The organism is Streptomyces sp. JK94 (assembly GCF_053613315.1).
The window spans coordinates 1-23,591 of sequence record NZ_JBSICH010000029.1 but is presented as its reverse complement, the minus strand read 5'-3'; the positions used below and the strand labels follow the sequence as shown (position 1 = coordinate 23,591).

Annotated in this window: 24 protein-coding genes; 4 read left to right on the top strand and 20 right to left on the bottom strand. The window is 72.7% G+C overall.

Features of this window, described 5'->3' with window-relative positions:
- Positions 1–47: 47 nt before the first annotated feature.
- Positions 48–845 (top strand): tyrosine-protein phosphatase, encoded by a 798-nt coding sequence (locus tag ACVV2G_RS24330; RefSeq protein ID WP_453844881.1) that lies wholly within the window; start codon positions 48–50, stop codon positions 843–845.
- 9 nt (positions 846–854) lie between these two features.
- Here the strand turns inward: ACVV2G_RS24330 and ACVV2G_RS24325 are convergent, their stop codons facing one another.
- From ACVV2G_RS24325 to ACVV2G_RS24240, 18 genes are all read right to left on the bottom strand, one after another.
- The gene (locus ACVV2G_RS24325; RefSeq protein ID WP_453844880.1) at positions 855–977 is read right to left on the bottom strand and encodes a DUF6126 family protein; all 123 of its coding nucleotides are present in this window, start codon (positions 975–977) and stop codon (positions 855–857) included.
- Complete coding sequence (locus tag ACVV2G_RS24320; RefSeq protein WP_453844879.1) at positions 974–1,624, bottom strand: helix-turn-helix domain-containing protein; 651 nt, start codon at positions 1,622–1,624, stop codon at positions 974–976. Before ACVV2G_RS24320 ends, ACVV2G_RS24325 begins: the two co-directional genes overlap by 4 nt.
- A 162-nt stretch (positions 1,625–1,786) precedes the next feature.
- The gene (locus ACVV2G_RS24315) at positions 1,787–3,172 is read right to left on the bottom strand and encodes an aspartate aminotransferase family protein (protein WP_453844878.1); all 1,386 of its coding nucleotides are present in this window, start codon (positions 3,170–3,172) and stop codon (positions 1,787–1,789) included.
- 198 nt (positions 3,173–3,370) lie between these two features.
- Positions 3,371–4,393, bottom strand: coding sequence for an adenosyl-hopene transferase HpnH (gene hpnH / locus ACVV2G_RS24310; protein ID WP_453844877.1), 1,023 nt, complete (start codon positions 4,391–4,393; stop codon positions 3,371–3,373).
- Between the two features lie 6 nt (positions 4,394–4,399).
- Positions 4,400–5,044 (bottom strand): phosphorylase family protein, encoded by a 645-nt coding sequence (locus tag ACVV2G_RS24305; RefSeq protein WP_453844876.1) that lies wholly within the window; start codon positions 5,042–5,044, stop codon positions 4,400–4,402.
- Positions 5,041–7,140, bottom strand: a complete 2,100-nt coding sequence (gene shc, locus ACVV2G_RS24300) for a squalene--hopene cyclase (RefSeq protein WP_453844875.1) — start codon at positions 7,138–7,140, stop codon at positions 5,041–5,043. The genes ACVV2G_RS24305 and shc overlap by 4 nt, the downstream gene beginning before the upstream one ends.
- 118 nt (positions 7,141–7,258) lie before the next feature.
- The gene (locus ACVV2G_RS24295; protein ID WP_453844976.1) at positions 7,259–8,317 is read right to left on the bottom strand and encodes a polyprenyl synthetase family protein; all 1,059 of its coding nucleotides are present in this window, start codon (positions 8,315–8,317) and stop codon (positions 7,259–7,261) included.
- A gap of 68 nt (positions 8,318–8,385) precedes the next feature.
- Entirely contained in the window at positions 8,386–9,822 is a 1,437-nt protein-coding gene (gene hpnE, locus ACVV2G_RS24290) for a hydroxysqualene dehydroxylase HpnE (RefSeq protein ID WP_453844874.1), read from the bottom strand.
- A complete protein-coding gene (locus ACVV2G_RS24285) occupies positions 9,819–9,977 on the bottom strand; it encodes a DUF6380 family protein (RefSeq protein WP_453844873.1) in 159 nt (52 codons plus the stop codon). Before ACVV2G_RS24285 ends, hpnE begins: the two co-directional genes overlap by 4 nt.
- Positions 9,977–10,927: a presqualene diphosphate synthase HpnD gene (gene hpnD, locus ACVV2G_RS24280; protein ID WP_453844872.1), complete on the bottom strand. Its 951-nt coding sequence runs from the start codon at positions 10,925–10,927 to the stop codon at positions 9,977–9,979. Before hpnD ends, ACVV2G_RS24285 begins: the two co-directional genes overlap by 1 nt.
- The gene (gene hpnC, locus ACVV2G_RS24275; protein WP_453844871.1) at positions 10,924–11,826 is read right to left on the bottom strand and encodes a squalene synthase HpnC; all 903 of its coding nucleotides are present in this window, start codon (positions 11,824–11,826) and stop codon (positions 10,924–10,926) included. Before hpnC ends, hpnD begins: the two co-directional genes overlap by 4 nt.
- 358 nt (positions 11,827–12,184) lie before the next feature.
- Entirely contained in the window at positions 12,185–12,973 is a 789-nt protein-coding gene (locus tag ACVV2G_RS24270; protein WP_453844870.1) for an ABC transporter ATP-binding protein, read from the bottom strand.
- Positions 12,966–13,895, bottom strand: a complete 930-nt coding sequence (locus tag ACVV2G_RS24265) for an ABC transporter permease (RefSeq protein ID WP_453844869.1) — start codon at positions 13,893–13,895, stop codon at positions 12,966–12,968. The genes ACVV2G_RS24270 and ACVV2G_RS24265 overlap by 8 nt, the downstream gene beginning before the upstream one ends.
- A 96-nt stretch (positions 13,896–13,991) precedes the next feature.
- Positions 13,992–14,876, bottom strand: coding sequence for a glycosyltransferase family 2 protein (locus ACVV2G_RS24260; RefSeq protein ID WP_453844868.1), 885 nt, complete (start codon positions 14,874–14,876; stop codon positions 13,992–13,994).
- Positions 14,873–15,652 carry a CDP-alcohol phosphatidyltransferase family protein gene (locus ACVV2G_RS24255; RefSeq protein WP_453844867.1) on the bottom strand — a complete coding sequence of 260 codons (780 nt, stop codon included), beginning with the start codon at positions 15,650–15,652 and terminating at the stop codon, positions 14,873–14,875. Before ACVV2G_RS24255 ends, ACVV2G_RS24260 begins: the two co-directional genes overlap by 4 nt.
- Complete coding sequence (locus ACVV2G_RS24250; RefSeq protein ID WP_453844866.1) at positions 15,630–16,691, bottom strand: iron-containing alcohol dehydrogenase family protein; 1,062 nt, start codon at positions 16,689–16,691, stop codon at positions 15,630–15,632. Before ACVV2G_RS24250 ends, ACVV2G_RS24255 begins: the two co-directional genes overlap by 23 nt.
- Complete coding sequence (locus ACVV2G_RS24245; RefSeq protein WP_453844865.1) at positions 16,679–17,431, bottom strand: phosphocholine cytidylyltransferase family protein; 753 nt, start codon at positions 17,429–17,431, stop codon at positions 16,679–16,681. The genes ACVV2G_RS24250 and ACVV2G_RS24245 overlap by 13 nt, the downstream gene beginning before the upstream one ends.
- The gene (locus ACVV2G_RS24240; protein WP_453844864.1) at positions 17,428–19,290 is read right to left on the bottom strand and encodes a DUF5941 domain-containing protein; all 1,863 of its coding nucleotides are present in this window, start codon (positions 19,288–19,290) and stop codon (positions 17,428–17,430) included. Before ACVV2G_RS24240 ends, ACVV2G_RS24245 begins: the two co-directional genes overlap by 4 nt.
- Before the next feature lie 470 nt (positions 19,291–19,760).
- Between ACVV2G_RS24240 and ACVV2G_RS24235 the strand changes: the two genes are divergently transcribed.
- Entirely contained in the window at positions 19,761–20,699 is a 939-nt protein-coding gene (locus tag ACVV2G_RS24235; protein ID WP_453844863.1) for a cation diffusion facilitator family transporter, read from the top strand.
- A gap of 270 nt (positions 20,700–20,969) precedes the next feature.
- Positions 20,970–21,563, top strand: coding sequence for an isopentenyl-diphosphate Delta-isomerase (idi, locus tag ACVV2G_RS24230; protein WP_453844862.1), 594 nt, complete (start codon positions 20,970–20,972; stop codon positions 21,561–21,563).
- A gap of 17 nt (positions 21,564–21,580) precedes the next feature.
- On the opposite strand, the gene ACVV2G_RS24225 is transcribed toward idi, so the two are convergent.
- Positions 21,581–22,033 (bottom strand): ATP-binding protein, encoded by a 453-nt coding sequence (locus tag ACVV2G_RS24225; RefSeq protein WP_453844975.1) that lies wholly within the window; start codon positions 22,031–22,033, stop codon positions 21,581–21,583.
- A 204-nt stretch (positions 22,034–22,237) separates the two neighbouring features.
- Here ACVV2G_RS24225 and ACVV2G_RS24220 point away from each other — a divergent pair, with 204 nt between their 5' ends.
- On the top strand, positions 22,238–23,005 hold the full coding sequence (locus ACVV2G_RS24220) for an enoyl-CoA hydratase/isomerase family protein (protein ID WP_453844861.1): 768 nt from the start codon (positions 22,238–22,240) through the stop codon (positions 23,003–23,005).
- 194 nt (positions 23,006–23,199) lie between these two features.
- On the opposite strand, the gene ACVV2G_RS24215 is transcribed toward ACVV2G_RS24220, so the two are convergent.
- Positions 23,200–23,591: transposase (locus ACVV2G_RS24215; protein ID WP_453844860.1), on the bottom strand; the 392-nt coding region annotated here is incomplete at its 5' end.

The window sequence follows — 23,591 nt, the reverse complement described above, 5'->3', positions numbered from 1 at the left end:
TGCCCGTCGGCGAGCAGCGCCGACGGGGCGGAGTGGGAGGAGTCCCCGTGACGCAGCAGGTCCCGTCGACCGAACCCGAGCTGGCCGGCGTGCGCAACTTCCGTGACGTGGGCGGACTGCCGACCGTGGACGGACGGCGGGTGCGACCGGGGGTGCTGTTCCGCAGCGGGCACCTGGCGCACGCCACCGGTGAGGACGCCGCGTTCCTGGCCTCGCTGGGCCTGCACACGATCTTCGACTTCCGCAACGCGGCCGACCAGAAGCTCGAGGGCCCGGACGTCGAGCTGCCGGGCGTACGCAATGTGAACCTGCCGCTGAGCGACCCGGCCGACGGCGCCGAGTTCTGGAAGATGGTCCGCGACGGCGACCTGGACCAGCTGCGCGCGATCCTGGCCGACGGCAAGGCCGCCGACCGCATGATCGGCTCCTACCGCCTGATCATCACGGAGCGCACGGCGGAGCACTCGCGGGTGCTGCACGCGCTCGCCGAGGACAGCGTCCCCGCCCTGATGCACTGCGCGGCCGGCAAGGACCGCGCGGGCCTGTCGGTCGCGATCACCCTTCTCGCCCTCGGCGTCGAGCGTGAGGCCGTCGTCGAGGACTACCTGAAGTCGAACGCCACGCACCGCCGCTACAAGGTGCGCCGCAGCGGCTCCGCCGCCTCCGCCTACTCCCCCGAGGTCATGGAGCTGCTCAGTCCCCTGTTCGACGCGCGCGCCGAGTACCTCGCGGCGGCCTTCGAGACCGTCGAGCAGACCTGGGGAGGAGTCGACGCCTACCTGGAGAAGGGGCTGCGGATCACTCCGGCGACCCGGGAGCGGCTGCGCGAGCGGATGCTCGACTGAGGCGTACGCTCACCTGCTGTTGGCCCCCACCTCGAAGAGCAGGTAGATGAAACCCGCGAAGAGGTGCCCCACGACGAGGTAGATGAAGAGCCGCACCCACACGGCGCGCGGGAACTTGTCCTGCATGTTCATGACGTCTCTCCCGGGTCGGGGTGGGCCGGCCCGGCGGCCGGCCCCAGGCACAGCGCCGCCGTCGGGCTCTGCAGCAGGGTGTGGACGAAGAGGAGCTCGACCCCGTCGGCGTCCCGGGCGGCGATCCGGTGCGGGGTCAGCGAGTCGAAGTGCGCGCTGTCGCCCGGACCGAGCCGGTGCACGGTGTCCCCGAGGCGCAGCCGCAGCCGGCCCCGCAGCACGTGGAGCCACTCCTCGCCGGGGTGCACCCGCACGATGTCCCCCTGCGTGCCGTGCGGCACACGGACCCGCAGGGCCTGCATACCGCGGCCGGCGCCACCGGCCTGCCAGTACGTCCAGCCGCCCGCGAACGTCGGCTCCATGGCGTCGGCACGCACGACGGCGTCCCGGCCCCCGGCGGTCTCGCCGAGCAGTTCCGAGACGGTCGTGCCGTAGACACGGGCGAGGGAGAGCAGCATCGGCAGCGAGGGCTGGCGCTGTGCGGTCTCCAGCCGGGAGAGGTGGGCCGGCGACAACCCGGCGGCGCGGGCCGCCGCCTCCAGGGTGAGGGCGGCCCCGCGCCGCAGGTCACGCAGCCGCGGCGCCACGACGGGCACCGCGTCCGCCGCCGCGGGAGGCGACGGTGGTTCGGTCTCGCGGGAGGTCATGCCTCCATTCAGCCGGAAACTTGCCCCTGCGGCAAGAGTATTGCCTCTGAGGCAAAGGCCGTATCCCGGAGGCCGGGGAACCGGACGGAAGGGGCAGGACGGGACGGGCGGGACGGGCGGGACAGGAGCCCCGCACGACGCGCAGACGATCGTCGGCCGTCGCTACCGGTTGGCCACCGCCTGCCTGACCAGGTTCTTGCCGAAGTCCCACAGCAGGCCACCGCCGTGGTGCGCGTCGTCCATCACCTCCGTGAAGGCGTCGACGAACCGGTCCGCGTCCGAGGTGTCGATGATCAGCGGCGGGATCAGTTTGATCACTTCCAGGTGATCGCCGGACACCTGCGTCAGGATCCGGTGCCGCTGCAGCAGCGGCACCACCACCATCTGGGCGAACAGCCCCTTCCGCGCCGCCTGCAGCATCGTCCAGCGGCTGCGTAGCTTCAGTGACGTGGGGCGGCCGAACTCGATGCCGATCATCAGCCCCCGGCCCCGCACGTCGGCGAGCAGCTCATAGCGGTCCACCAGCTCCGCCAGCCGCGACTTCAGCCGTTCCCCGACCGCGGCGGCGTTCGCCACGATCTCCTCGTTCTCCATCACCGAGAGCACCGCGAGCCCGGCCGCCATGGCCTGCGCGTTGGCCCCGAAGCTCGCCGAGTGGACCTGCACGCGGTCCATCGAGGAGTAGACCTTCTGGAAGATCCAGTCCTTGCCCAGCGTGGCCCCGACCGGCACGTAACCGCCCGACAGGGCCTTGGCCACGCACACCAGGTCGGGCTCGACCCCGTCCTCGTGCTGGAAGGCGTAGAACGTCCCGGTCCGGCCCAGGCCCGTCTGCACCTCGTCGGCGATCAGGAGCGCCTTGTGCCGGTGCAGCAGTTCCTGTGCGGCGCGCAGGTAGCCGGGCGGGGCCTCGTGCACGCCCTTGCCCTGGATCGGCTCCACGATCAGCGCGGCCACGTCTCCCCTCTTCAGCTCCCGCGCCAGGGCGTCCAGGTCGCCGAGCGGGACCGCCGTGTCGGGCAGCAGGGGAGCGAAGCCGTCGCGGAAGCCGTCCTCGCCGTTGACGGACAGCGAACCGGTGGTCAGCCCGTGGAAGGCGTGCGAGCAGTACAGGACGCGCGGCCTGCCGGTCGCGCACCGGGCGAACTTCAGCGCGGTCTCCACCGCCTCCGTGCCGCTGTTGCCGAAGAAAACCCGGTCCAGGTGGGGGCTGTAGGAGAGCAGCCGCTCGGCCAGCAGCCCGGGCAGCGGCGGGCAGTCGAAGCGGGTGAGGTCGGCCAGCGAGGCGTCGAGGACATCGTGCAGGGCCTTGCGGACGACGGGGTGGTGGCGCCCCAGGCCCATCACCGCGAACCCGGCGAGCATGTCCAGGTAGTCGTTGCCTTCCGCGTCCCAGAAGTGCGCGCCCTCGGCCCGCTCGTAGACCTTGTCGAAGCCGATCGTGCGCAGCACGCGGGGCAGTTGGTGGTTGAGGTGCCGGGCGTGCAGCTCGTACCGTTCGGCTCCGCGCTCGGCCAGCAGTGCGGCGAGGTCGAACTCCTCGGTCATTCAGCTCCTCCCTTGCACCGGCATGACGGTCCGTCCGTCTCCGAGGGGTCTGCGGCGCGTCGTGCGGACACGGCCGTGAGGGCCGGGCCCGCGCCGATCCGGCCGGCGATGCCGGCCGGGGTGAGCCCGGGGCCGGCCTCGCGGGCCTCGCCCGGACCGGACACCTCGGGGACGCCCGGTGGGACGGCGGTCACGCCGTCACTCCCGGTTCGAGGAGACGGTCTCGCGCAGGGCGCGCAGGGACTCCTTGAGCGAGCCCATCGTGGCCAGGACGGCGGTGGGCTCGTAGCCGCAGTGCGCCATGCAGTTGGCGCAGCGCGGGTCCTTGCCGCGGCCGTACTTGTCCCAGTCGGTCTCCTCGACCAGCTCCCGGTACGTCGGGACGTACCCGTCGCTCATCAGGTAGCAGGGGCGCTGCCAGCCGAAGAGGGAGTAGTTCGGGATCGCCCACGCGGTGCAGGGGAAGTCCACCTTGCCCTCGAGGAAGTCGAGGAACAGCGGGGAGTGGTTGAGCCGCCAGCGGGCCCGGTTGCCGCCCGAGAAGGCCTTCTTGAACAGCTCGCGGGTCTGCTCCACGCCGAGGAAGTGCTCCTGGTCGGGCGCCTTCTCGTAGGCGTAGGCGGGCGAGATCATCATCTCGTCGACCTGGAGGTCGTCGTTGAGGTAGTCGAGGACCTCGACGATGGTCTGCGGGGTGTCGGTGTTGAAGAAGGTCGAGTTGGTGGTCACCCGGAAACCGCGCCGCTTGGCCTCCCTGATGGCCTCCACGGCCTCGTCGAACACACCCTCCTTCGCCACGGACTCGTCGTGGCGCTCGCGCAGCCCGTCGATGTGCACCGCGAAGGCGAAGTAGGGCGAGGGCTTGAACCTGTCCATCTTCTTGCGCATGAGCAGGGCGTTGGTGCACAGGAAGACGTATTTCCGCTTGGCCGTCAGCTGTCTGACGATCTCGTCGATCTGGGGGTGCATCAGCGGCTCACCGCCGGCGATGGACACCATCGGCGCACCCGATTCGAGCACCGCCCCGACCGCCTGCGCGACCGGCATGCGCTGCTTGAGCACCCCGGCCGGGTGCTGGATCTTGCCGCACCCCTCGCACTTCAGGTTACAGGCGAAGAGCGGCTCCAGCTCCACGATCAGCGGAAACTTGTCCCGTCGGCGGATCTTCTGTTCGGCCAGGTATGTAGCGACCTTGACGGACTGACGCAGCGGCATGGCCATCTGGGCTCACCTCCGGGGGAGCAGCAAAGAACGGTGCCATTCGAAGAATGCGGGAAGAACGGATCGGAGAACGCGGAAAGCCGATATTCCACCGCGCACCGTGCCGATCCGCACGAGTTCGTGTTCCGGAGCGTCCACGACCACCCGGACGGCCGCAACCGGGCGCGCGCCCGCCCGGACGGCGCTCAGGAGCGTGGCCGCGGACTCCATGTCGACGGCGATCGCGCCGGTCGAGAGCAGGTCGGCGCGCTCGGGGCCGCGGACGACGTGGTCCGAGCCGGTCAGCGGCCCGGTGTGGACGGTGCGCCGGGGGACGGCACGCGCGAGTTCCTCGGCCAGCCGGCCGGTGCCGACGCAGGCGACGGTGGAGCGTGGGTCCCGGGTCTCCTCGGCGACGACCAGGTCTCCGGGGTGCATGCCGGGGGCCAGTCCCGCGCAGAACCCGGTGGCGAGTACGGCGGCGTCGCCGAGCGCCGGGTCGTCGGCCAGCACCCGGGTGACCGAGCGCTCGGCCGCCCGGGGCCCCATGCCCGTGCGCAGGACGGTGACCGGTCCGCCGGCACCGCCGCGGTCGCCGGTGCGCAGGGCGAGGTGCTCGATGCCCAGGGCGCAGGCGATCAGCAGCGGGAACGGGCCGGTCCGCGGTGTCATCGGCTGCCCTTCACCTCGGCCACGGACGTCCCGGTGGCCGACCCGGCGGCGGGCTGCTCGACGGCGTACGGCTCGGCGAGGGCGGTGGCCGGGCCGGCGCCGGGCTTCTTCTCGGCGAAGGGGTCTCCGTGCACGTACCGGCCGAGGGCGGTGAGCGGGAAGACCTGCCGGTAGAGGTGGTAGTTGATGGAGAAGTCCCAGGGGAAGCCGGTGCCGGTGAAGTAGGGCTCGTCCCAGGAGCCGTCCTCCCGCTGGGTGGCGGCGAGCCACGCGACGCCGCGTTCGACGGCCCTGGACTCCCGCTCCCCCGCCGCCAGCAAGGCCATCAGCGCCCAGGCGGTCTGCGAGGCGGTCGAGGCGCCCCGGCCGCTCCACTCCCTGACGTACCGGTAGGACCGCAGGTCCTCGCCCCAGCCGCCGTCGTCGTTCTGGACGGACTCCAGCCAGGTCACCGCACGGCGGACGGCGGGGTGCGAGGCGGGGAGTCCGGCGGCGGTCAGGGCGGGGACGACGGAGCCGGTGCCGTAGACGTAGTTGACGCCCCAGCGGCCGAACCACGAGCCGTCCGCCTCCTGTTCGTCCAGCAGCCACCGGATGCCCCGCCGGGTGCGCGGGTCGTGGGTGAGCCCCTCGACGGCGAGCATCTCGACGACGTGCGCGGTGACGTCCGCCGACGGCGGGTCGATGACCTCCCCGAAGTCGCAGAAGGGCAGCCGGTTGGGGAAGGAACTGGTGTTGTCGACGTCGAACGCGCCCCAGGCGCCGTTCTTCGACTGCATGCCGAGGCACCAGCGGACCCCGCGGCCGATCGCCTTCTCGACCCGCTCCGGGTCGTGGTGTCTGACCCGGCGCAGGGCGAGGACCACCTCGGCGGTGTCGTCGATGTCGGGGTAGTTGTCGTTGTGGAACTCGAACGCCCAGCCGCCGGGCGGCAGTCCGGGCCGCTTCACCGACCAGTCGCCGGGGCGTACGACCTGCTCGCCGAGCATCCAGTCGGCGGCCTTCACCAGCTGGGGGTGGTCGGCGGGCACCCCGGCGTCGGCCAGCGCGATGGTGGCCAGGCAGGTGTCCCACACCGGGGACTGGCAGGCCTCGATCATCCGGGCGCCGTCCTCGCGCCACACGGCGAAGCGGTCCAGGGACTCCAGTCCCGCGCGCATCACGGGGTGTTCGAGGTCGTAGCCGAGCAGGTAGAGGGCGATGACCGAGTAGACGGCCGGGGGCTGGATGCCGCCCCAGCAGCCGTCGTTCTCCTGCCGCTCGATGATCCAGCGGGCGGCGGTGTTCATCGCGGCCCGGCGCAACCGGCGCGGCGCGACCCTGCGGTAGGCGTGCAGGGCCCTGTCGATGCGCTGGAAGGCGCCGTCCCAGCTGGCCGCCGGGGCCGGGGGACGCGGCGGGTTGGGCAGGGCCGGGTCGGTGTGCAGCTCGTCCAGCGGGAAGGGTGCGGGGCGCACCGGGCGCTTCGCGGAGACGATGGTGAGTGGCACGATCGTCTGGCGGGCCCAGCAGCCGAAGTCGTAGATGTTGAGCGGCACCCAGGTGGGGAAGTAGATCAGCTCCGGCGGGAGTTCCGGCAGGTCGTCCCACTTCCACCAGCCGAACAGGGCCAGCCAGATCCGGGTGAAGACGCGGGCGGCGGCGATGCCGCCCCGGGAGCGGACCCACTCGGAGGCCTTCGCCATGTGCGGCGCGTCGGGTGCGTCGCCGGCCAGGCGGAGGGCGACGTAGGCCTCGACGGTGGCGGAGAGTTCGCCGGGGCCGCCGTGGAAGGTGGCCCAGGTGCCGTCCTCACGCTGCTCGCCGCGGACGAACAGGGCGGCGGCGCGGGTGGTCTCCTCGTCCAGGATGCCCAGGAACTGGCGCAGGAGCAGGTCCTCGGCGTCCATCGTGACGTTGGTCTCGAGGTCGCCCTTCCACCAGCCCTGGGCGTCCTGCCGGGAGAGCAGGAAGTCCGTGGCGCGCCGGGTGGCGCGTGCGGCGGCTTCTGGTACCCCGGCCGCCGCGGCGGGGATCGTGACGTCGTCCGTTTCGCTGGCCGCGGCTGCGAGGGGCTTCAGGGTGGCCCCGGTGCTTCCGTCGGTCGTCGCTGTCATGGCTTCCCCTTCGTGCAGTCTGCAAGTGGTGCTTCTGCTGTGGGTCCGCCGTCGGCCGGTGCTCGTCTGCCCGCGCCACCGGCCGGCGACTACGCGAGGGCTATTCGACCGATAGTGATCATCTCTTTCGTACGACGACGAAGTCCGCGAGCGCCGTGAACCGGTCCCGCACCCGGCCGGGCATGTCGACGGCGTCGAGGGCTTCGATGGCGATGGTGTGCTGGCGGCGCGCCTCGTCGGCGGTCCACTCCCGTCCGCCCGCTTCCTCGATGAGGGCGGCGCGGGCCGCGAACTCCTCCTCGGAGAAGTTCGCGAAGTCGCTGGTCTTGGCGTCGGCGGCGAGGATCTCGCCCAGCCGTTCGGAGGCGGGGCCGCCGGCCGCGAGGGCGGCCACGACCGGGAGGGACTTCTTGCGCTGGCGCAGGTCGCTCCAGGTCTGCTTGCCGGTGGCCTCCGGGTCGCCCCAGATGCCGAGGAGGTCGTCGACGGCCTGGAAGGCGAGGCCCAGGTGGTAGCCGTACTTCTCCAGCGTGTCGGCGGTGCGTTCGTCGGCGCCGCCGAGCACCGCGCCGACGGAGCTGGCGCAGGCGAGCAGGGCGCCGGTCTTGTTGCCCTCCATCTCCAGGCACTCCTCGACGCTGACGCGGTCGCGGTGCTCGTAGGAGATGTCCTGGGCCTGACCGTCGATCAGAGCGCGGGAGGCGTGGGTGAGACGGCGGGTGGCGCGGCCGGCCTCGACGGTGCCGAGCTCCAGCAGCACCTCGTTGGCCAGGGCGAACAGGGCGTCGCCGACCAGGATGGCCTGGGCGGGGCCGTGCACCTTCCAGACGGTGTCGCGGTGGCGGCGCTGCTCGTCGCCGTCCATCAGGTCGTCGTGCAGGAGGGAGAAGTTGTGCACCAGCTCCACGGCGACCGCGCCGGGGACGCCGGCCTCGGGCGCGGCACCGGTGACCTCGGCGGAGAGCACCGCGAGCGCGGGGCGCACGGCCTTGCCGCCGTCGCCGTCCGCGGGCCGGCCCTGGGCGTCGATCCAGCCGAAGTGGTAGGCGGCGACGGTGTCCATGGGAGGTGCCAGGCGGTCGACGGCCGCCCGCAGGACCGGCGTTGTCAGGGTCCGGCCACGCTCCAGGAGCGCGGTCACGTCCACCGCCTCGGCAGCCTTCGGGGCCGGGGGCACAGTGGGCACAGTCTTTCCTCCAGTTGCGGTGCCGGGAGTGCGGGAGTCGGTCCCACGCGGCTCGGCGCTCATGCCGCCTCCTCGAGGAAATCGGGGAGGAGGCCGCGGGACCGGCCCAGGGCGCCGAGCGCGGCGCCCGCCGCCCCGACGCCACTGCGAACCGCACTCTCCATGGTCGCGGGCCACCCGGTGGCGGTCCACGCTCCGGCCAGGTACAGGCCGGGTGCCTTGGTGCGGGCGCCGGGCCGGAGCCGGCCGACGCCGGGGGCGGGAGCGAAGGTCGCGGTGCGCTCCCTGGTCACGAAGAAGTCCCTCACCTCGGCGCCCCGGGTGCGGGGCAGCAGCCGCTCCAGCTCGGGCAGGTACCGCTCGCGCAACGCGGCCACGGGCTCGTCGATGTCGAGCTGCGCGGCCGACTGGGACAGCGCCAGGTACTGCCCCTCCTTCAGCCCGGAGGCGTCGGTGCGGTCGAACACCCACTGCACGGGCGTGCCGAGAGCCGTGAGGAACGGGGTCGCCAGCACCTTCCGGTCGTAGATCACGTGGATGTTGAGGATCGGCGCCGTGCCGATCTCCAGCAGGTTCCCGGGGGCGTCGAGGGCGCCCGCGGGCAGCAGGTCGTACGCCTCGCGCTGCGGTACGGCCAGGACGACCGCGTCCGCCTCCAGCGTCTCGTCGGCAACCCGCACGCTCCAGCCGCCGCCCTCGTTCGCCCGGACGGAGGTGACGCGGGCGCGGACCTCGGTACGGACGCCCGCGGAGTCGAGCGCCTCGCGGGCCAGCCGGTCGTGCAGTTCGCCCAGCGGGACCCGGGCCCACCCGATGTCGGCCGCGCCCGGGTCGGAGAGCAGACCGGTCTTGAACACCATCGCGGCGAGCCCCAGCGAGGCGTCGGCCGCCACCGCGTTGAGGGTGGCGACCCCGACCAGGTCCCACAGGGCCTCGACAGCGCGCGCCGACTGGCCGTGCGCGGCCAGCCAGCTGCCGAAGTCCCGGGTGTCCAGGGCCGGGTCGGCGAGGTCGAGCGCCTTGAGGGCGAGGGCGGCACGCCCGACCCGGGCACGCTCGGCGAGCGAGAGGTGCGGGTAGGCGGCGAGGCTCCGGCCCAGGTGCAGGGGCACGGGCAGCGCGTCGCGCCGCAGCCTGCCGAGCCGTCGTCCCTCGGGCCGGGCCAGGTCGACGACCGGGACGTCGAGTCGTTTCTGCACCGGAGCGAGCGCCGCTCCCCCGATGCGGTCGAGGAACCAGCGGTAGGCGGTACAGCAGCGCAGGTAGACGTGCTGTCCGTTGTCGACGGTGAGGTCGCCGCGCCGGAAGGAGAAGGCGAGCCCGCCCAGACGCGGCCGCCCTTCGAGCAGGGTGACGCGCACCCCGGCGTCTGCGAGGGCGAGGGCGGCGGTGACACCGGCGAGGCCGCCGCCGACCACGACGGCGTGCGAGCCGGGGCGGAGGGCGGAGACGTCCGTGAGCTGTCCGCCGTCGCGCGTGCCCGTGCCGTGCGTCATGGTGCGCCCTTCCCTGTCCGGTCGCCGCGGTGCTGCAACGGCGTACGGCCGACCGTCTCAGTCGGGGACGCCGACCGCCACCGGGGGGTTGCCCGCCGTGCTTCGCCGGAGGCGTCTGCCCGGCCCGGCGTGTCGAGTGTGCCGGGTGCGTCCATCAGGCGCGCCTCCTGACCGCCCGCCGGGCGACGTGCCGGGCGTCCAGCCCGGACAGGCCGCGCACGGCGACGTACGCCTTCTCGCGTCCCGGGAGCGAGACCCGCCCGCGCAGCACGGCCTCCGGGTCACGCTCGATGCGGTCCAGGAGGCGGCGGTAGATGCCGGCCATGGCGGCCACGCAGGCGCCGCTGCGCCGGTCGAGCAGGGGCAGCAGCCGGTAGCCCTCGGCGAACAGGGCGCGGGCCCGGCGCACCTCGAAGTGCACGAGGCCCGCGAAGTCGGAGCCCCCGGGTGGCGTCGGGCCGCTGAACCCGGCGGAACAGCCGAACTTGGCGAGGTCGTCGGCGGGCAGGTAGGTGCGCCCGTCCTCGGCGTCCTCGCGGACGTCCCGCAGGATGTTGGTGAGCTGGAGCGCGAGGCCGAGCGTGTCGGCGTACTCGGGCGCGCGTTCGGCGCCGCGCGCCCCCGGTTCCGTGCCGAACACGCCGAGCGAGAGCCGTCCGATGGCGCCCGCCACACAGCGGCAGTAGACCTTCAGGTCGTCCCAGGTCTCGTAGGTCTCGCCCCGCAGGTCCATCTGGACGCCGTCGATCAGCTCGTCGAGCCCCCCGAGCGGGATCGGGAAGGCGCGCGCGGCGTGGGAGAGGGCGACGGCGACCGGGTCGGTGTCGTCCTCGTCGACCGCGCCCTCGTGGACGCGGGCGAGCAGCGCCCGCGTCTCCTCCAGCCGGGCGACCTTGACGTCGTCCGCGAGCGATCCGTCGCCGATGTCGTCGACGCGCCGCGAGAACGCGTAGAGCGCCGACATCGCGCGGCGCTTGGGCGTCGGCAGGAGCCGGATGCCGTAGGCGAAGTTGCGGGCCTGCTGTCCGGTGACGGCCTCGCAGTAGCTGTAGGCGGCGAGTACCGGTGCCGACGTGTGTGCTGACGACTCCACGGTCCCGATCACCCCTCTCCTCGCAGGGTCACGCCCACCTCGCGCAGCAACTGGATCCTGCCGGGCTTGGGCGGGCCGGGAAGTACGTCGTGGTCGGCGGCGGCGATCGCCCGGATGGCCGCCCTGCCGCCCGCCACGAACCCCGCGAGCAGCAGGCGCAGTCTGCCGTGGACGCTGCCCACCAGGGGGGCGCCCGCGTCCAGCAGGTCGCGGGCGCGGCGGGTTTCGTAGGCGACCAGGGCGCGTACCGACGCGCCGGCGGTGGGCGCGGCGAGGTCCGCCTCCCGGACGTGGAAGCGCTTCATGTCCTCGGCGGGCAGGTAGACGCGGTCCCGGCCCAGGTCCTCGGCGACGTCCTGGAGGTGTTCGACGATCTGCAGGGCGGTGCAGATCTCGTCGGACCGGCGGATCCGCTCGGGCGTCGCGGTGCCGGTGACGGCGAGGACGAGGTGGCCGACCGGGTTGGCGGACAGCTCGCAGTAGGCGAGCAGGTCGGCGTAGGTCTCGTACCGCCTCACCACCTGGTCCTGGCGGTTGGCGGCGATCAGGCCGAGGAAGGGGGCGGGGGTGAGCGAGTGGCGGCGCACGGTGGGCTGGAGACGGCGCAGCAGCGGGTGGCGGGGGGTGCCGTCGAAGACCCTGCGCAGGTCCTCCTCGAAGGCGTCCAGCATCAGCGGGCGGTCGTCGGCCCGGTCGTCGGGGACGCCGAGGAGGCGGGCGTCGGCGCCGCCGGGGGCCAGGTCGCCGTCGCCGATGTCGTCGACCAGACGGGCGAAGCCGTAGACGGCCATGAGGTCGGTGCGCCAGTTCCGGGGCAGGAAGAAGGGGGCCACGGGGAAGTTCTCGCTGGCGGCCTTGGCGAGGGTGCCGCGCTCCGGGTCGGCGGAGTGCGCCGAGTCGGTGGCCGTCATCGCGGGCTCCCCTGGCCGGGGACGGCACACGCGTCGCGGAGGTGGGGAGTTTCCGTCGCCATCGCCGTCACATCTCCCGTTCTACACTGCCGACCCAATACGCACTATTTCGGACACGCCGCCCGGCCGCCCGCCCGGCAGGCCCGCTGGGGGGTGTCGGGGATCAACGCCCCATGTGCCGCGTTTCGGGACCGCTCCAGCTTACGTTGTACAACTCACCGGGGTCCGCCGGGGTGCTCCGCGCATCACGAGAACGCACCGATCCGCCCCAGGATTCCTCGGGGAGGCAGGAGTTGACGTTCTCTTTGCAGAGGCGTGCCCCGCCGGAGAGGTTCCGGCGGGGCCTCGGTGCGCCGGGTTACTTGCCCGTGAACTTCTCGTACTCCTTGAGCACCTCGTCGGTCGGGCCGTCCATCCGCAGCTCGCCCCGCTCCAGCCACAGGACGCGGTCGCAGGTGTCGCGGATGGACTTGTTGTTGTGACTGACCAGGAAGACGGTGCCGGCCTCCTTGCGCAGCTCCCGGATGCGCTGCTCGGAACGCGTCTGGAACTTGCGGTCGCCGGTGGCCAGTGCCTCGTCGATCATCAGGACGTCGTGGTCCTTGGCGGCGGCGATGGAGAAGCGCAGGCGGGCCGCCATGCCGGAGGAGTACGTGCGCATCGGCAGGGTGATGAAGTCGCCCTTCTCGTTGATCCCGGAGAAGTCGACGATGTCCTGGTAGCGCTCCTTGATCTGCTCGCGGGACATCCCCATGGCCAGGCCGCCGAGGATGACGTTCCGTTCGCCGGTCAGGTCGTTCATCAGGGCCGCGTTCACGCCGAGGAGGGAGGGCTGGCCGTCCGTGTAGACCTTGCCGCGCTCGGCGGGCAGCAGGCCGGCGACGGCCCGCAGCAGGGTCGACTTGCCGGACCCGTTGGAACCGATCAGACCGATGGCCTCGCCCCGGTAGGCGGTGAAGGTCACGCCTCGCACCGCGTGCACCTTGCGCACCCCCCGCGCCGTGTCGTCGGAGCCCCGCCTGATCATGCGGCTCAGGGCGGCGGTCGCGCTGCCCCTGCCGGTCCTGGTGCCGTTGACGCGGTAGACGATGTGCAGTTCGTCCGCGATGACCGTCGGCACCCGCTCGCCCTGCTGCTGTTCACCCACGGCCGTACCTCTCCTCCGCCTTCCAGAAGTACACGAAGCCGCCCACGGCCAGGGCCACGGCCCAGCCGAGCGCGACCGCCCACACGTGCGGCGGCAGGTTCTCGGAGCCGTACCCGTCGATCAGCGCGAAACGGATCAGGTCCATGTAGACGGCGGCCGGGTTCCACTGGAGGACGTCCGCGAGCCAGGCCGGCTTGTCCTCCAGCATGATCGGGATGGAGAACATGACGCCCGACGCGTACATCCAGGTCCGCATGACGAACGGCATCAGCTGGGCCAGGTCCGGTGTCTTGGCCCCCATCCGGGCCACGATCAGCGCCAGGCCCGTGTTGAAAAGGAACTGCAGGAGCAGCGCCGGGAGGACCAGCAGCCAGGACAGCGAGGGGTAGCTGCCGAAGCCGATCACCACCGCGAACATGACGATCATCGAGGCCAGGAGCTGCTGGAGCTGCTGGAGGGCGAACGAGATCGGGAGCGAGGCGCGCGGGAAGTGCAGCGCCCGCACCAGGCCGAGGTTGCCGGAGATGGCGCGCACGCCCGCCATCACCGAGGACTGGGTGAAGGTGAAGACGAACACACCCGTCACCAGGAACGGGATGTACACGTCCTTCGGCATGCCTCTGCCCGCGTTGAGGATCAGGCCGAAGATCATGAAGTAGACGAGCGCGTTCAGCAGGGGTGTGGCCACCTGCCACAGCTGGCCGAGCTTGGCCTGGCTGTACTGGGCGGTCAACTTCGCCTGGGAGAAGGCGAGGATGAAGTGCCGTCGGCTCCAGAGCTGACGGACGTACTCCACGAGGGAGGGTCGGGCGCCGCTCACCGACAGCCCGTACTTGGCGGCGAGCCGGGCCGGTGTGAGGCCCTCCTCGGGCGACACGGGCTTGGTCATGGCGACCGTGCCGTCGTGCGTTGTCTCACTCACTGGTGGGAACTTTCGTCTTCGGAATGCGCGGCCGCGTAGGCCTGGCATGGACCTGTTGGCCCCGGGCAGGCCGGGACGCTCTCGGGTACGAGCTTGTCAGATCACGGGAGGCCGGCCCAGGCGGGTCAGCCGCCACACCGTACGCCACCTCATGGGCCGGCGGGGACCGCAGGGGGTGGCCCAGCCCTCGCGGAAGCCGCCGAACCAGGCCTTCAGGGCCGGGCGCGAGGGCCGGCGCAGCAGCGTGAGCAGCATCCACACGCCGAGGTAGACCGGGACGAGGAGCGCGGGAAGGTTCCGGCGGGCGAGCCAGACGCGGTTGCGGGCGACCATGCGGTGGTAGACCGCGTGCCGCGACGGCGCGGTCGTGGGGTGGTTCAGCACCATGTCCGACCGGTAGTCGATCATCCAGCCGGCGTCGAGCGCCCGCCAGGCCAGGTCGGTCTCCTCGTGGGCGTAGAAGAAGGCGTCCGGCAGGCCGCCGACCTGTGCGAGGACGCGGGTGCGGACGGCGTTCGCGCCGCCGAGGAAGGTGGTCACCCGGGAGGAGCGCATCGGGTCGGAGGCGCGCAGGCGCGGCACGTGGCGGCGCTGGGTCTCGCCGGTGTCCGGGTCGGCGATGCGGAAGCTGATGATCCCGAGCCGGTCGTCTGCCGCGAAGGCCCGGCGGCACAGTTCGGCGGTGTCGGTACGGGCGAGCAGGCCGTCGTCGTCGAGGAAGAGCAGGATGTCGACGTCCTGGCCGCCGGGGCCGAAGGCCTCGATGCCGACGTTGCGGCCGCCGGGGATGCCCAGGTTCTCGGGCAGCTCGACGGTGCGGACGCCGTCCGGCACCTCCGGGACGGGCGAGCCGTTGCCGACCACCACGACCTCGACCGGGTCGCCGTCCTGCGCCGCGACCGAGCCGAGGAGGGCGCGCAGTTCCTCGGGCCGGTTGCCCATGGTGATGACGACCGCGCCGACCTTCACGGCCCCGCTCATTTCAGCCTGCTGGAGGCGAGGACGGACACCAGGTGCAGCAGCGTCTGCAGCAGCGCGATGCCGGCGAGTACGGCCGTGCCGAGGCGGGTGAAGAACAGGTCCCCGCGGCTCGCGTCGACGATCGCGAGGACGAGGATCAGCAGGGACGCCTCGATGCCGAGGATCAGCCGGTGGAACTTGAGCGCCCCGGCGGCCCGGCGGGCCAGTGCCATGCCGGAGGAGCGCGGCTCGGACGCGGACTCCTGGACCGGCGCCATTCCGCTCTGGTGCCGGGCGACGCCCACCAGATCGGTCTCGGCCTTGATCAGGATGGCGCCGAGGGCGGCCAGGGTCCCGAGGAAGGCCCACAGCCAGTCGATCCGCCCGGTGCCCCAGAGATCGGCGGCGCGCAGGCCGAGGCCGACCAGGACCGCGGCGTCGGTCAGGTAGGCGCCGACCCGGTCCAGGTAGACGCCGCCGAGCGAGTACTGCTTCTTCCAGCGCGCGACCTCGCCGTCGACGCAGTCCAGCAGCAGGTAGAGCTGGACCGCCACGACGCCGAGCACGGCGCCCGTGACGCCCGGCACCAGCAGCGCCGGGGCCGCGAGCACGCCGCAGACGGTCATCAGGTACGTGAGCTGGTTGGGCGTGACCCTGGTGTTCACCAGGTAGCGGTCGATCCGCAGCGAGACCTCGCGCATGTAGAGGCGTCCCGCCCAGTGCTCACCGCTGCGCCGGTCCTTGACCCCGGCGGGGTGGACGACCGGACGTAGTTCAGCTACCGATGGCCTTGACATAGTCGGCGTACAGGTCCTTGATCTGGTCGGTGGTGAGGTCGAGGTGCTCGAGGATCGTGTAGCGGCCGGGCCGCGTCCGCGGGGCGTACTCCACGGCCCGGAAGAACTCCTCGGGCGTGAACCCGATCTCCTCCGGCAGGACCGGCAGCCCGTGCCGGCGCAGGACCTGGGCCATGTGGGCGGACTCGTCGTGGGCCCCGCGCAGGTACATCGCGAAGGCCGCGCCCAGGCCGCACTGCTCGCCGTGGGCGGCGGCGCGCTGGGGGTAGAGCAGGTCGAAGGCGTGGTTGATCTCGTGGCAGGCGCCGGAGGCGGGCCGCGAGTCGCCGGAGACCGACATGGCGATGCCGGTCAGGACCAGGCCTTCGGCGAGCACCTGGAGGAAGTCGTTGTCGCCGACGCCGCCCGGGTGCCGGAGCACGGCCTCGCCCGCCTGCCGGGCCATCGCGGCGGCCAGGCCGTCGATCCGCTCGCCCTTGACCCGGTTGGCCAGCTCCCAGTCCGCGATCGCCGAGACGTTGGAGACCGCGTCGCCGATGCCGGCGCGCACGAAGCGCACCGGGGCGTCGCGGATCACGTCCAGGTCGATGACGACCGCGATCGGGTTCGGGACGCCGTAGGAGCCGCGGCCCGCGTCGTTGTCGAGGGTGGCGACCGGCGAGCAGAGCCCGTCGTGCGCGAGGTTCGTGGGCACGGCGACCAGCGGGAGGCCGATGCGGGCCGCGGCGAACTTGGCGCAGTCGATGATCTTGCCGCCGCCGAGGCCGACGACCGCGTCGTAGTGGCCGCCCTTCATGGCGCCGGCCAGCTTGATCGCGTCGTCCAGGGTGCCGCCGCCGACCTCGAACCAGTCGGCGCCGGGCAGGGACGGAGCGACACGCTCGCGCAGCCGGGCGCCCGAGCCGCCACTGACGGCGACGGCGAGCTTGCCCGAGTGGGAGATGCGCTCGTCGGCGAGCACGCACCCCAGGTCGTCGAGGGCACCCGCGCGGATGTCCACGACGACCGGCGACGGGATGAGCCTCGTCAGTACTGGCACGCGATCTCCCGGCCCTTGGCGAGGTCGTCGTGGTTGTCGATCTCGACCCACTTCACGTCGCCGATCGGTGCCACGTCGACCTTGAAGCCGCGGTTGACCAGCTCCTGGTAGCCGTCCTCGTAGTACAGCTGCGGGTCGCGCTCGAAGGTCGTCCTCAGGGCGTCGGCCAGCTCCACGGCGGCCTCGCCCTCGATGAGGGTGACGCCGATGTACTCGCCGGTCGCGTCGGCCGGGTCCATCAGCTTGGTGATGCGCTGGACGCCCTTGTCGGGGTCGACGACGACCTTCATCTCCTCCTCGGCGAGGCTCTTCACCGTGTCGAGCGCGAGGATGATCTTCCTGCCGTCACCGCGGGCGGCGAGCAGGGTCCTCTCGACCGAGACCGGGTGGACGGTGTCGCCGTTGGCGAGGATCACGCCGTCCTTGAGCGCGTCACGGCCGCACCACAGGGAGTAGGCGTTGTTCCACTCCTCGGCCTTGTCGTTGTCGATGAGGGTGAGCCTGACGCCGTACTTCCGTTCCAGCGCCTCCTTGCGGTCGTACACGGCCTCCTTGCGGTAGCCGACGATGATCCCGACCTCGGTGAGGCCGACCTCGGCGAAGTTCGCCAGGGTCAGGTCCAGCACCGTGATGCTGTCCTCCGCCCCCTCGGGGCCGACCGGCACCAGTGCCTTGGGCAGGGTGTCGGTGTAGGGGCGCAGACGCCGGCCGGCGCCGGCGGCCAGCACGAGGCCGATCATGCGGGTTCTCCTTCGTCGTGTACGGCGGGTGCGCCGCCCTGGTGGGCGGCGACCCAGAAGCGGATGCTCTCGACGAGCACCACGAGTGCCACGGCCACGGCGAGGACCGTGAGCGCGAGCGTGAACTGCGCGGCGGTGAGCAGGACGGCCAGCACGGTGATCACCAGCGTGCGGCCCTCGTGCCCCCCGGCCGTCCGTACCAGCCACCGCGGCGGCGCGCCCGCGCCGCCGCGGATGCGGTAGACCGTGTCGTAGTGATGGTAGGCGACCGCGGCCACCAGCCCGAAAGCCGCCGGCAACGCTCCGTTCACGTCCGCGTTCGCCGCCAGTACCAGGACGGTGCCGTACTCGGCGGCGCGCAGATACGGGGGGACCAGCCAGTCGAGGGCGCCCTTGAGGGGACGGGCGACGGCGAGGCCGGACGCCAGGACGTGGGCGACGGCGGCGACGGCCGGCCACGGGCCGCCGAAGCCGGTGAACGCCGCCGTCGCCACGACGGCGAGGCCGCCGAGGAGGGCGGCGGCGGGGGCGGTGACGCCGGGCAGCCGGCGGGCGGATCCCCGCAGGCCCGTGGCGACGGCCTCGGCGAGCGGGCCGGAGTCGGCGAGGTCGGCCAGGGCCGTCGCGGCCCGGTCCGTGCGCGTCGCCTTCCGGGTCAGCGAGCGCAGGACCCGGCCGGCGGTGGTGTACGTCGCGGCGAACGCGCAGCCGACGAGCAGCACGCAGAGCGTGATCCGGGGGGTGGTGACCGCGGTCAGCACGGCGATCACGGCCCAGCGTTCGCCGATGGGCAGGACGATCATCCGGCGCGCCCAGACCGTCCAGCCGACGCTGTCGAGCCTGTCGGAGAGGGCGGCGGTGGGGCTGGTGTTGGCGGCGGCGGCCGTGCTGTCGACGTTCGCCTCGTTGAAGGCGAAGTCGACGACGTGCCGGCAGGTCTGGAGGACCATCGCGCCCAGGGCGAGGGCCCACACGTCGTCGCCGCCGCGGGCGGCTCCCAGGGCGAGGCCTGCGTAGTAGGCGTACTCCTTGGCGCGGTCGAAGGTCGCGTCCAGCCAGGCGCCGAGCGTGGAGTACTGCAGGGAGTAGCGGGCGAGCTGTCCGTCGGTGCAGTCGAGGACGAAGGAGGCGATGAGCAGGACGCCGGCGGCGACGAAGCCGCCGCGGGTGCCGGTGGCCGCGCAGCCCGCGGCTATGAGCGCGGTGACCAGCGAGGCGGTGGTGACCTGGTTGGGGGTCAGTCCGCGGCGCGCGCACCAGCGGGCGAGGTAGCGGGAGTAGGGGCTGATGAAGAAGGTGGTGACGAACCCGTCACGGGCCTTGACGGCCGACTTCAGCCGTACGGCCTCGTCGTCGACGGCGGCGACGGCCTGCCGTGCCTCGTTGCGGGCCTGGGGGCCGGCGGGGACGGCGGCGACGAGGCTGCCCAGCTCGGGCCGGTGCACGTCGGCGCCGTCGGCGTCGAGGGCGGCGGTGATCCGGTCGGCGAGGCTGCCGGCGTCCACCGCGGCCGGGTTCACCTGCGCGGGGGCGCCCCCGCGCGCCGCGCCGCCGCCCGCGAGGTTCGCGCGGGCCACCGCGCGGGTCAGGGCCTGCCGGGCGTCCGGTTGCGCCGTCACGGCGCCCGGGATCGCGGCGAGCGGGAAGCGCGGGTCGGTGAGCGCGAGGCGCAGGGAGTGCAGGTGGCCCACGAAGCGGGCGTCGACCAGGGCGACCCGTTCTCCGCCGGGGACCCGGGCCAGGAGCAGCTCGGCGTCGGCGGCACCGGGGGCGTGGCCCACCTCGAAGCCCAGGGACCGCAGCTCGCTCTCGAGCGACGAACCGGGGACCGGCTGACCGGTGAGGATGGCGGTCGGCAACCGAACTCACTCCCTGGTGCCGACGCCCGGGGCGCCGGTCCTGTGCATGGTGGGGCGCCCGCGCCTGCGGCACCCGGACGACATGTCGGCAGAGGTTATCGGATGCCGGGAACGCCGTGTTCACCGCCCGTTTCACGCCCGGTCGACACCGCGTGCGCCCGCCTTTGCCGCGATCATCATCGTGGATCCGGGCCCCGGCCCACAAACCGCACCCCCCAGACCGGGCATCGCGGACACCGCACCGAGCCGGCGAGTACGTACGGAGAGTCGTGCCGTGGGCGCGCGCGGCCCGTCGGTGCCGTCACCCGGAGGGGCCCTCCCGAAGGCTCGCGACACTCTGACCTGCGTAACGTTTCCGCAGGTCAGAGCAGATGACAACGGTGTTCAGTGCCGCGTTGCCCGGTACCCCCCGCCCGTAGTTGACTGTGATCCGGACACCGGTTGGCGAGGACACGGGGAGGCGGCTTCTCATGGGGGCTGGGCACGATCACGGGCACGCGCACGGGGCGCACCCCGGAGGGACGGCGACCGCCGCGTACCGCGGCAGGCTCCGGGTGGCGCTCGTGATCACGCTCTTCGTCATGGTCGTCCAGATCGTCGGCGGCGTGCTCGCGGACTCGCTCGCCCTGGTCGCGGACGCGGCGCACATGGCGACCGACGCCCTGGGCCTCGGCATGGCGCTGCTGGCCATCCACTTCGCGAACCGGCCGCCCAGCGACCGGCGCACCTACGGTTTCGCCCGCGCCGAGATCCTCGCGGCCCTGGCCAACTGCCTGCTGCTGCTCGGGGTCGGCGGCTACGTCCTGCTGGAGGCGATCGAGCGGCTCATCACGCCCGTCGGCACCCAGGGCGGGCTGACCGTCGTCTTCGGCGTGATCGGCCTGGTCGCCAACCTGGTGTCGCTGACGCTGCTGATGCGGGGGCAGAAGGAGAGCCTGAACGTGCGGGGCGCCTTCCTGGAGGTGGCGGCCGACGCACTGGGCTCGCTGACCGTGATCGTCTCGGCGCTGGTGATCCTGGCCACCGGCTGGCAGGCGGCGGACCCGATCGCCTCGCTGGTCATCGGCCTGATGATCGTGCCGCGCACCTGGCGGCTGCTGCGGGAGACCCTCGACGTGCTGCTGGAGGCCGCACCCAAGGGCGTGGACATCGCCCAGGTGCGCGCCCACATACTGGCGCTGGACGGGGTCGAGGACGTCCACGACCTGCACGCGTGGACGATCACCTCGGGCATGCCGGTGCTGTCGGCACACGTGGTGGTGAGCGGCGAGGCCCTGAGCGCGATCGGCCACGAGAAGATGCTCCACGAGCTGCAGGGCTGCCTCGGCGACCACTTCGACGTGGAGCACTGCACCTTCCAGCTGGAGCCGGGCGGCCACGCGGAGCACGAGGCGCGGTTGTGCCACTGAGGCGCCGCCGGGGGCGCGTGCCCGGGGGAACGCGCCGGGCGGCGCGGCGGTCCGCCGCTCGTCCGCGCCCCGCCTGCGGCGGCGCTCCCGCCGGTGGCTCCCCGGACGGTTCCCGGCCCGCGCCGCCGGGAGTGATCCCCCTCCTCGGTGTCCGACCGGTCACGCCCGCCGCCCGCGGGCAGCGCGGGACATGCGGAGTGCCGGGAAGTGCCGAGAGCGCCGGATCCGTACGGCACACTTGGGGCGCGAGGACCGATGTGAAGGATGGGTATGCCGATCACTCCTGCCACCGCGACGCACAGTTCGTCGAGCGGCGCCGCAGACGCGATTTTGCTGGAACTGGTCGACGAGAACGGTGTGACGATCGGCACCGCGGAGAAGCTCTCCGCGCACCAGCCGCCCGGACGGCTGCACCGGGCGTTCTCCGTCTTCCTCTTCGACGAGCGGGGGCGGCTGCTCCTCCAGCAACGGGCGCTGGGCAAGTACCACTCCCCCGGCGTGTGGTCCAACACCTGCTGCGGCCACCCCTATCCCGGCGAGGCTCCCTTCGCGGCGGCGGCCCGGCGGACCTACGAGGAGCTGGGGGTCTCGCCGTCACTGCTCGCCGAGGCGGGCACGGTGCGCTACAACCACCCGGACCCGGCCTCCGGGCTGGTGGAGCAGGAGTACAACCACCTCTACGTGGGCCTGGTGCAGACGGCGCCGCGGCCCGACCCGGAGGAGGTGGCCGAGACGGCCTTCGTGTCGCCCGCCGAGCTGAACGAGCGGCACGCGAAGGACACCTTCTCGGCGTGGTTCATGACGGTGCTGGACGCGGCCCGGCCCGCCGTCCGCGAGCTGACGGGCCCGTCGGCCGGCTGGTGAGCCCGGGCCGAGTCCGGCTAGCTCAGGGCGTGTCCGAGCGGCAGGGCGGCCCATATCACCTTGCCGCCGCTCGCCGTGTGGGCGACGTCGCACGCCCCGCCCGCCTCCCTGGCGACCTCCCGGACCAGGAGCAGACCGCGCCCGCCCGTCTGCCCGTGGTCGGCCTCCAGGGCGGTCGGACGGTAGGGATGGCTGTCCTCCACGGACACCCGCACCCAGTCGGACCCCACGGCGACCTCCACCGCGAGCACCGGGGACAGTACCGCCGCGTGCCGGACGGCGTTGGTGACCAGCTCCGACACGATCAGGAGCAGGCTCTGGGCCACGTCCTCGCGGACCGGTACGCCCTGGCGGGCCAGCAGGTCCCGCACCGCGTGTCGCGCCCGGGGGACCGACGCGTCCACGGCGGGGGCGGTGAACCGCCAGACGCCTTCGTACGGCAGCGGTTCGGCGGGCCCGGTCTCGTCCATCGTCCGGTCGCCGCCCTCGGGCTCTATTGTCACCACACCCCAGAGTGTTGGTAACCCGCCGCCGCACTCCGGAGAAGTGAACACAAGTCAGCGGCTATCGAGCACTTCTGACCGGCTGCGTATGAGACGGGGGGCTGTCGGACCGTTCCTGCCCCGCCGCACCGTCCGCGCGGGTCCGCCGGGCCGGCGGATAGCATCCCGCCCATGGAGCCGCAGCTGCTGCACCGGGTCGCCGACTCGGTCGCCACCGTCGTCGTCCACCACCCGGCCAAGCGCAACGCCATGACCACCGCGATGTGGCGGGCGCTGCCTCCGCTGCTCGACGCCCTGGCGGGCGACCCGGCGGTGCGGGTGCTCGTGCTCACCGGTGAGGGTGCGACGTTCTGCGCCGGGGCGGACATCTCGAGCCTGCAGGAGTCGCCGGAGGAGGCACAGGGGCTCGCCGTCCGCGCCGAGGAGGCCCTCGCGGCCTTCCCCAGACCGACTCTGGCGGCGGTCCGGGGCCACTGCGTGGGCGGCGGGGCGCAGTTGGCGGCGGCCTGTGACCTGCGCTTCGCCGAGGAGTCCGCGCTGTTCGGGGTGACCCCGGCCAAGCTGGGGGTCGTGTACGCGGCCTCCTCGACCCGGCGACTGGTGGCGCTGACCGGGCCGGCCACCGCGAAGTACCTGCTGTTCTCGGGAGAGTTGATCGACGCGGAGCGGGCGCTGCGCACGGGTCTGGTCGACGAGGTGCTGCCTCGGGGCGAACTCGGCGGGCGGGTAGCGGAGTTCGCCCGGATCCTGGCGTCGCGCTCGCAGCTGACGCAGGCCGCGGCGAAGGAGTTCGCGAACGGGCGCACGGACCGGGACGCGCACTGGGCGGCTCAGGCGCGCGGCAGCGGCGACACCGCGGAGGGGGTCGCCGCCTTCCTGGAGCGCAGGCAGCCGCGTTTCGGCTGGAGCACGCCGGCGGGCGCGGTCACCTCGGCGTGAACCGGCTCCCGCCGCGAAGCTCCTCGACGGGATGGGGAGGCGGAGCGGGTCCGGAGGATGCGGCAGGTCCGGAGGGCGCAGGGGGCTCGTGGGCGTGCGGTAGGACCGGAGGGCGCAGGGGGCTCGTGGGGGGTGCCTCTATGTCTTTCGTCAAGGCGCCCAGGGTTGATTTGGGTTGGTTTGGCTTGTGGGGGTCATGCGGCGAGTTCGACGTCCTTGGGGACGCGGGGTGCGTAGAAGGTGCCGTCGCGGAGCATGGCGAACAGGACGCTGATGCGCTGGCGGGCGAGGCGGAGGAGGGCCTGGGTGTGGGTTTTGCCGCGTGCTCGTTGTTTGTCGTAGTAGGCGCGGGAGGCGGGGTCGGCGTTCATGCAGGCGAAGGCGGACAGGAACATGGCGCGTTTGAGTTGCCGGTTGCCGCCTCGGGGTGCGTGTTCGCCGTGGATGGAGGTGCCCGACTGCTTCGTGGTGGGGGCGAGGCCGGCGTAGGAGGCGAGGTGGGCGGCGGTGGGGAAGCTGGTGCCGTCGCCGACGGTGACCAGCAGGACGGCGGCGGTCCTGACGCCGACGCCGGGCATCGACGTCA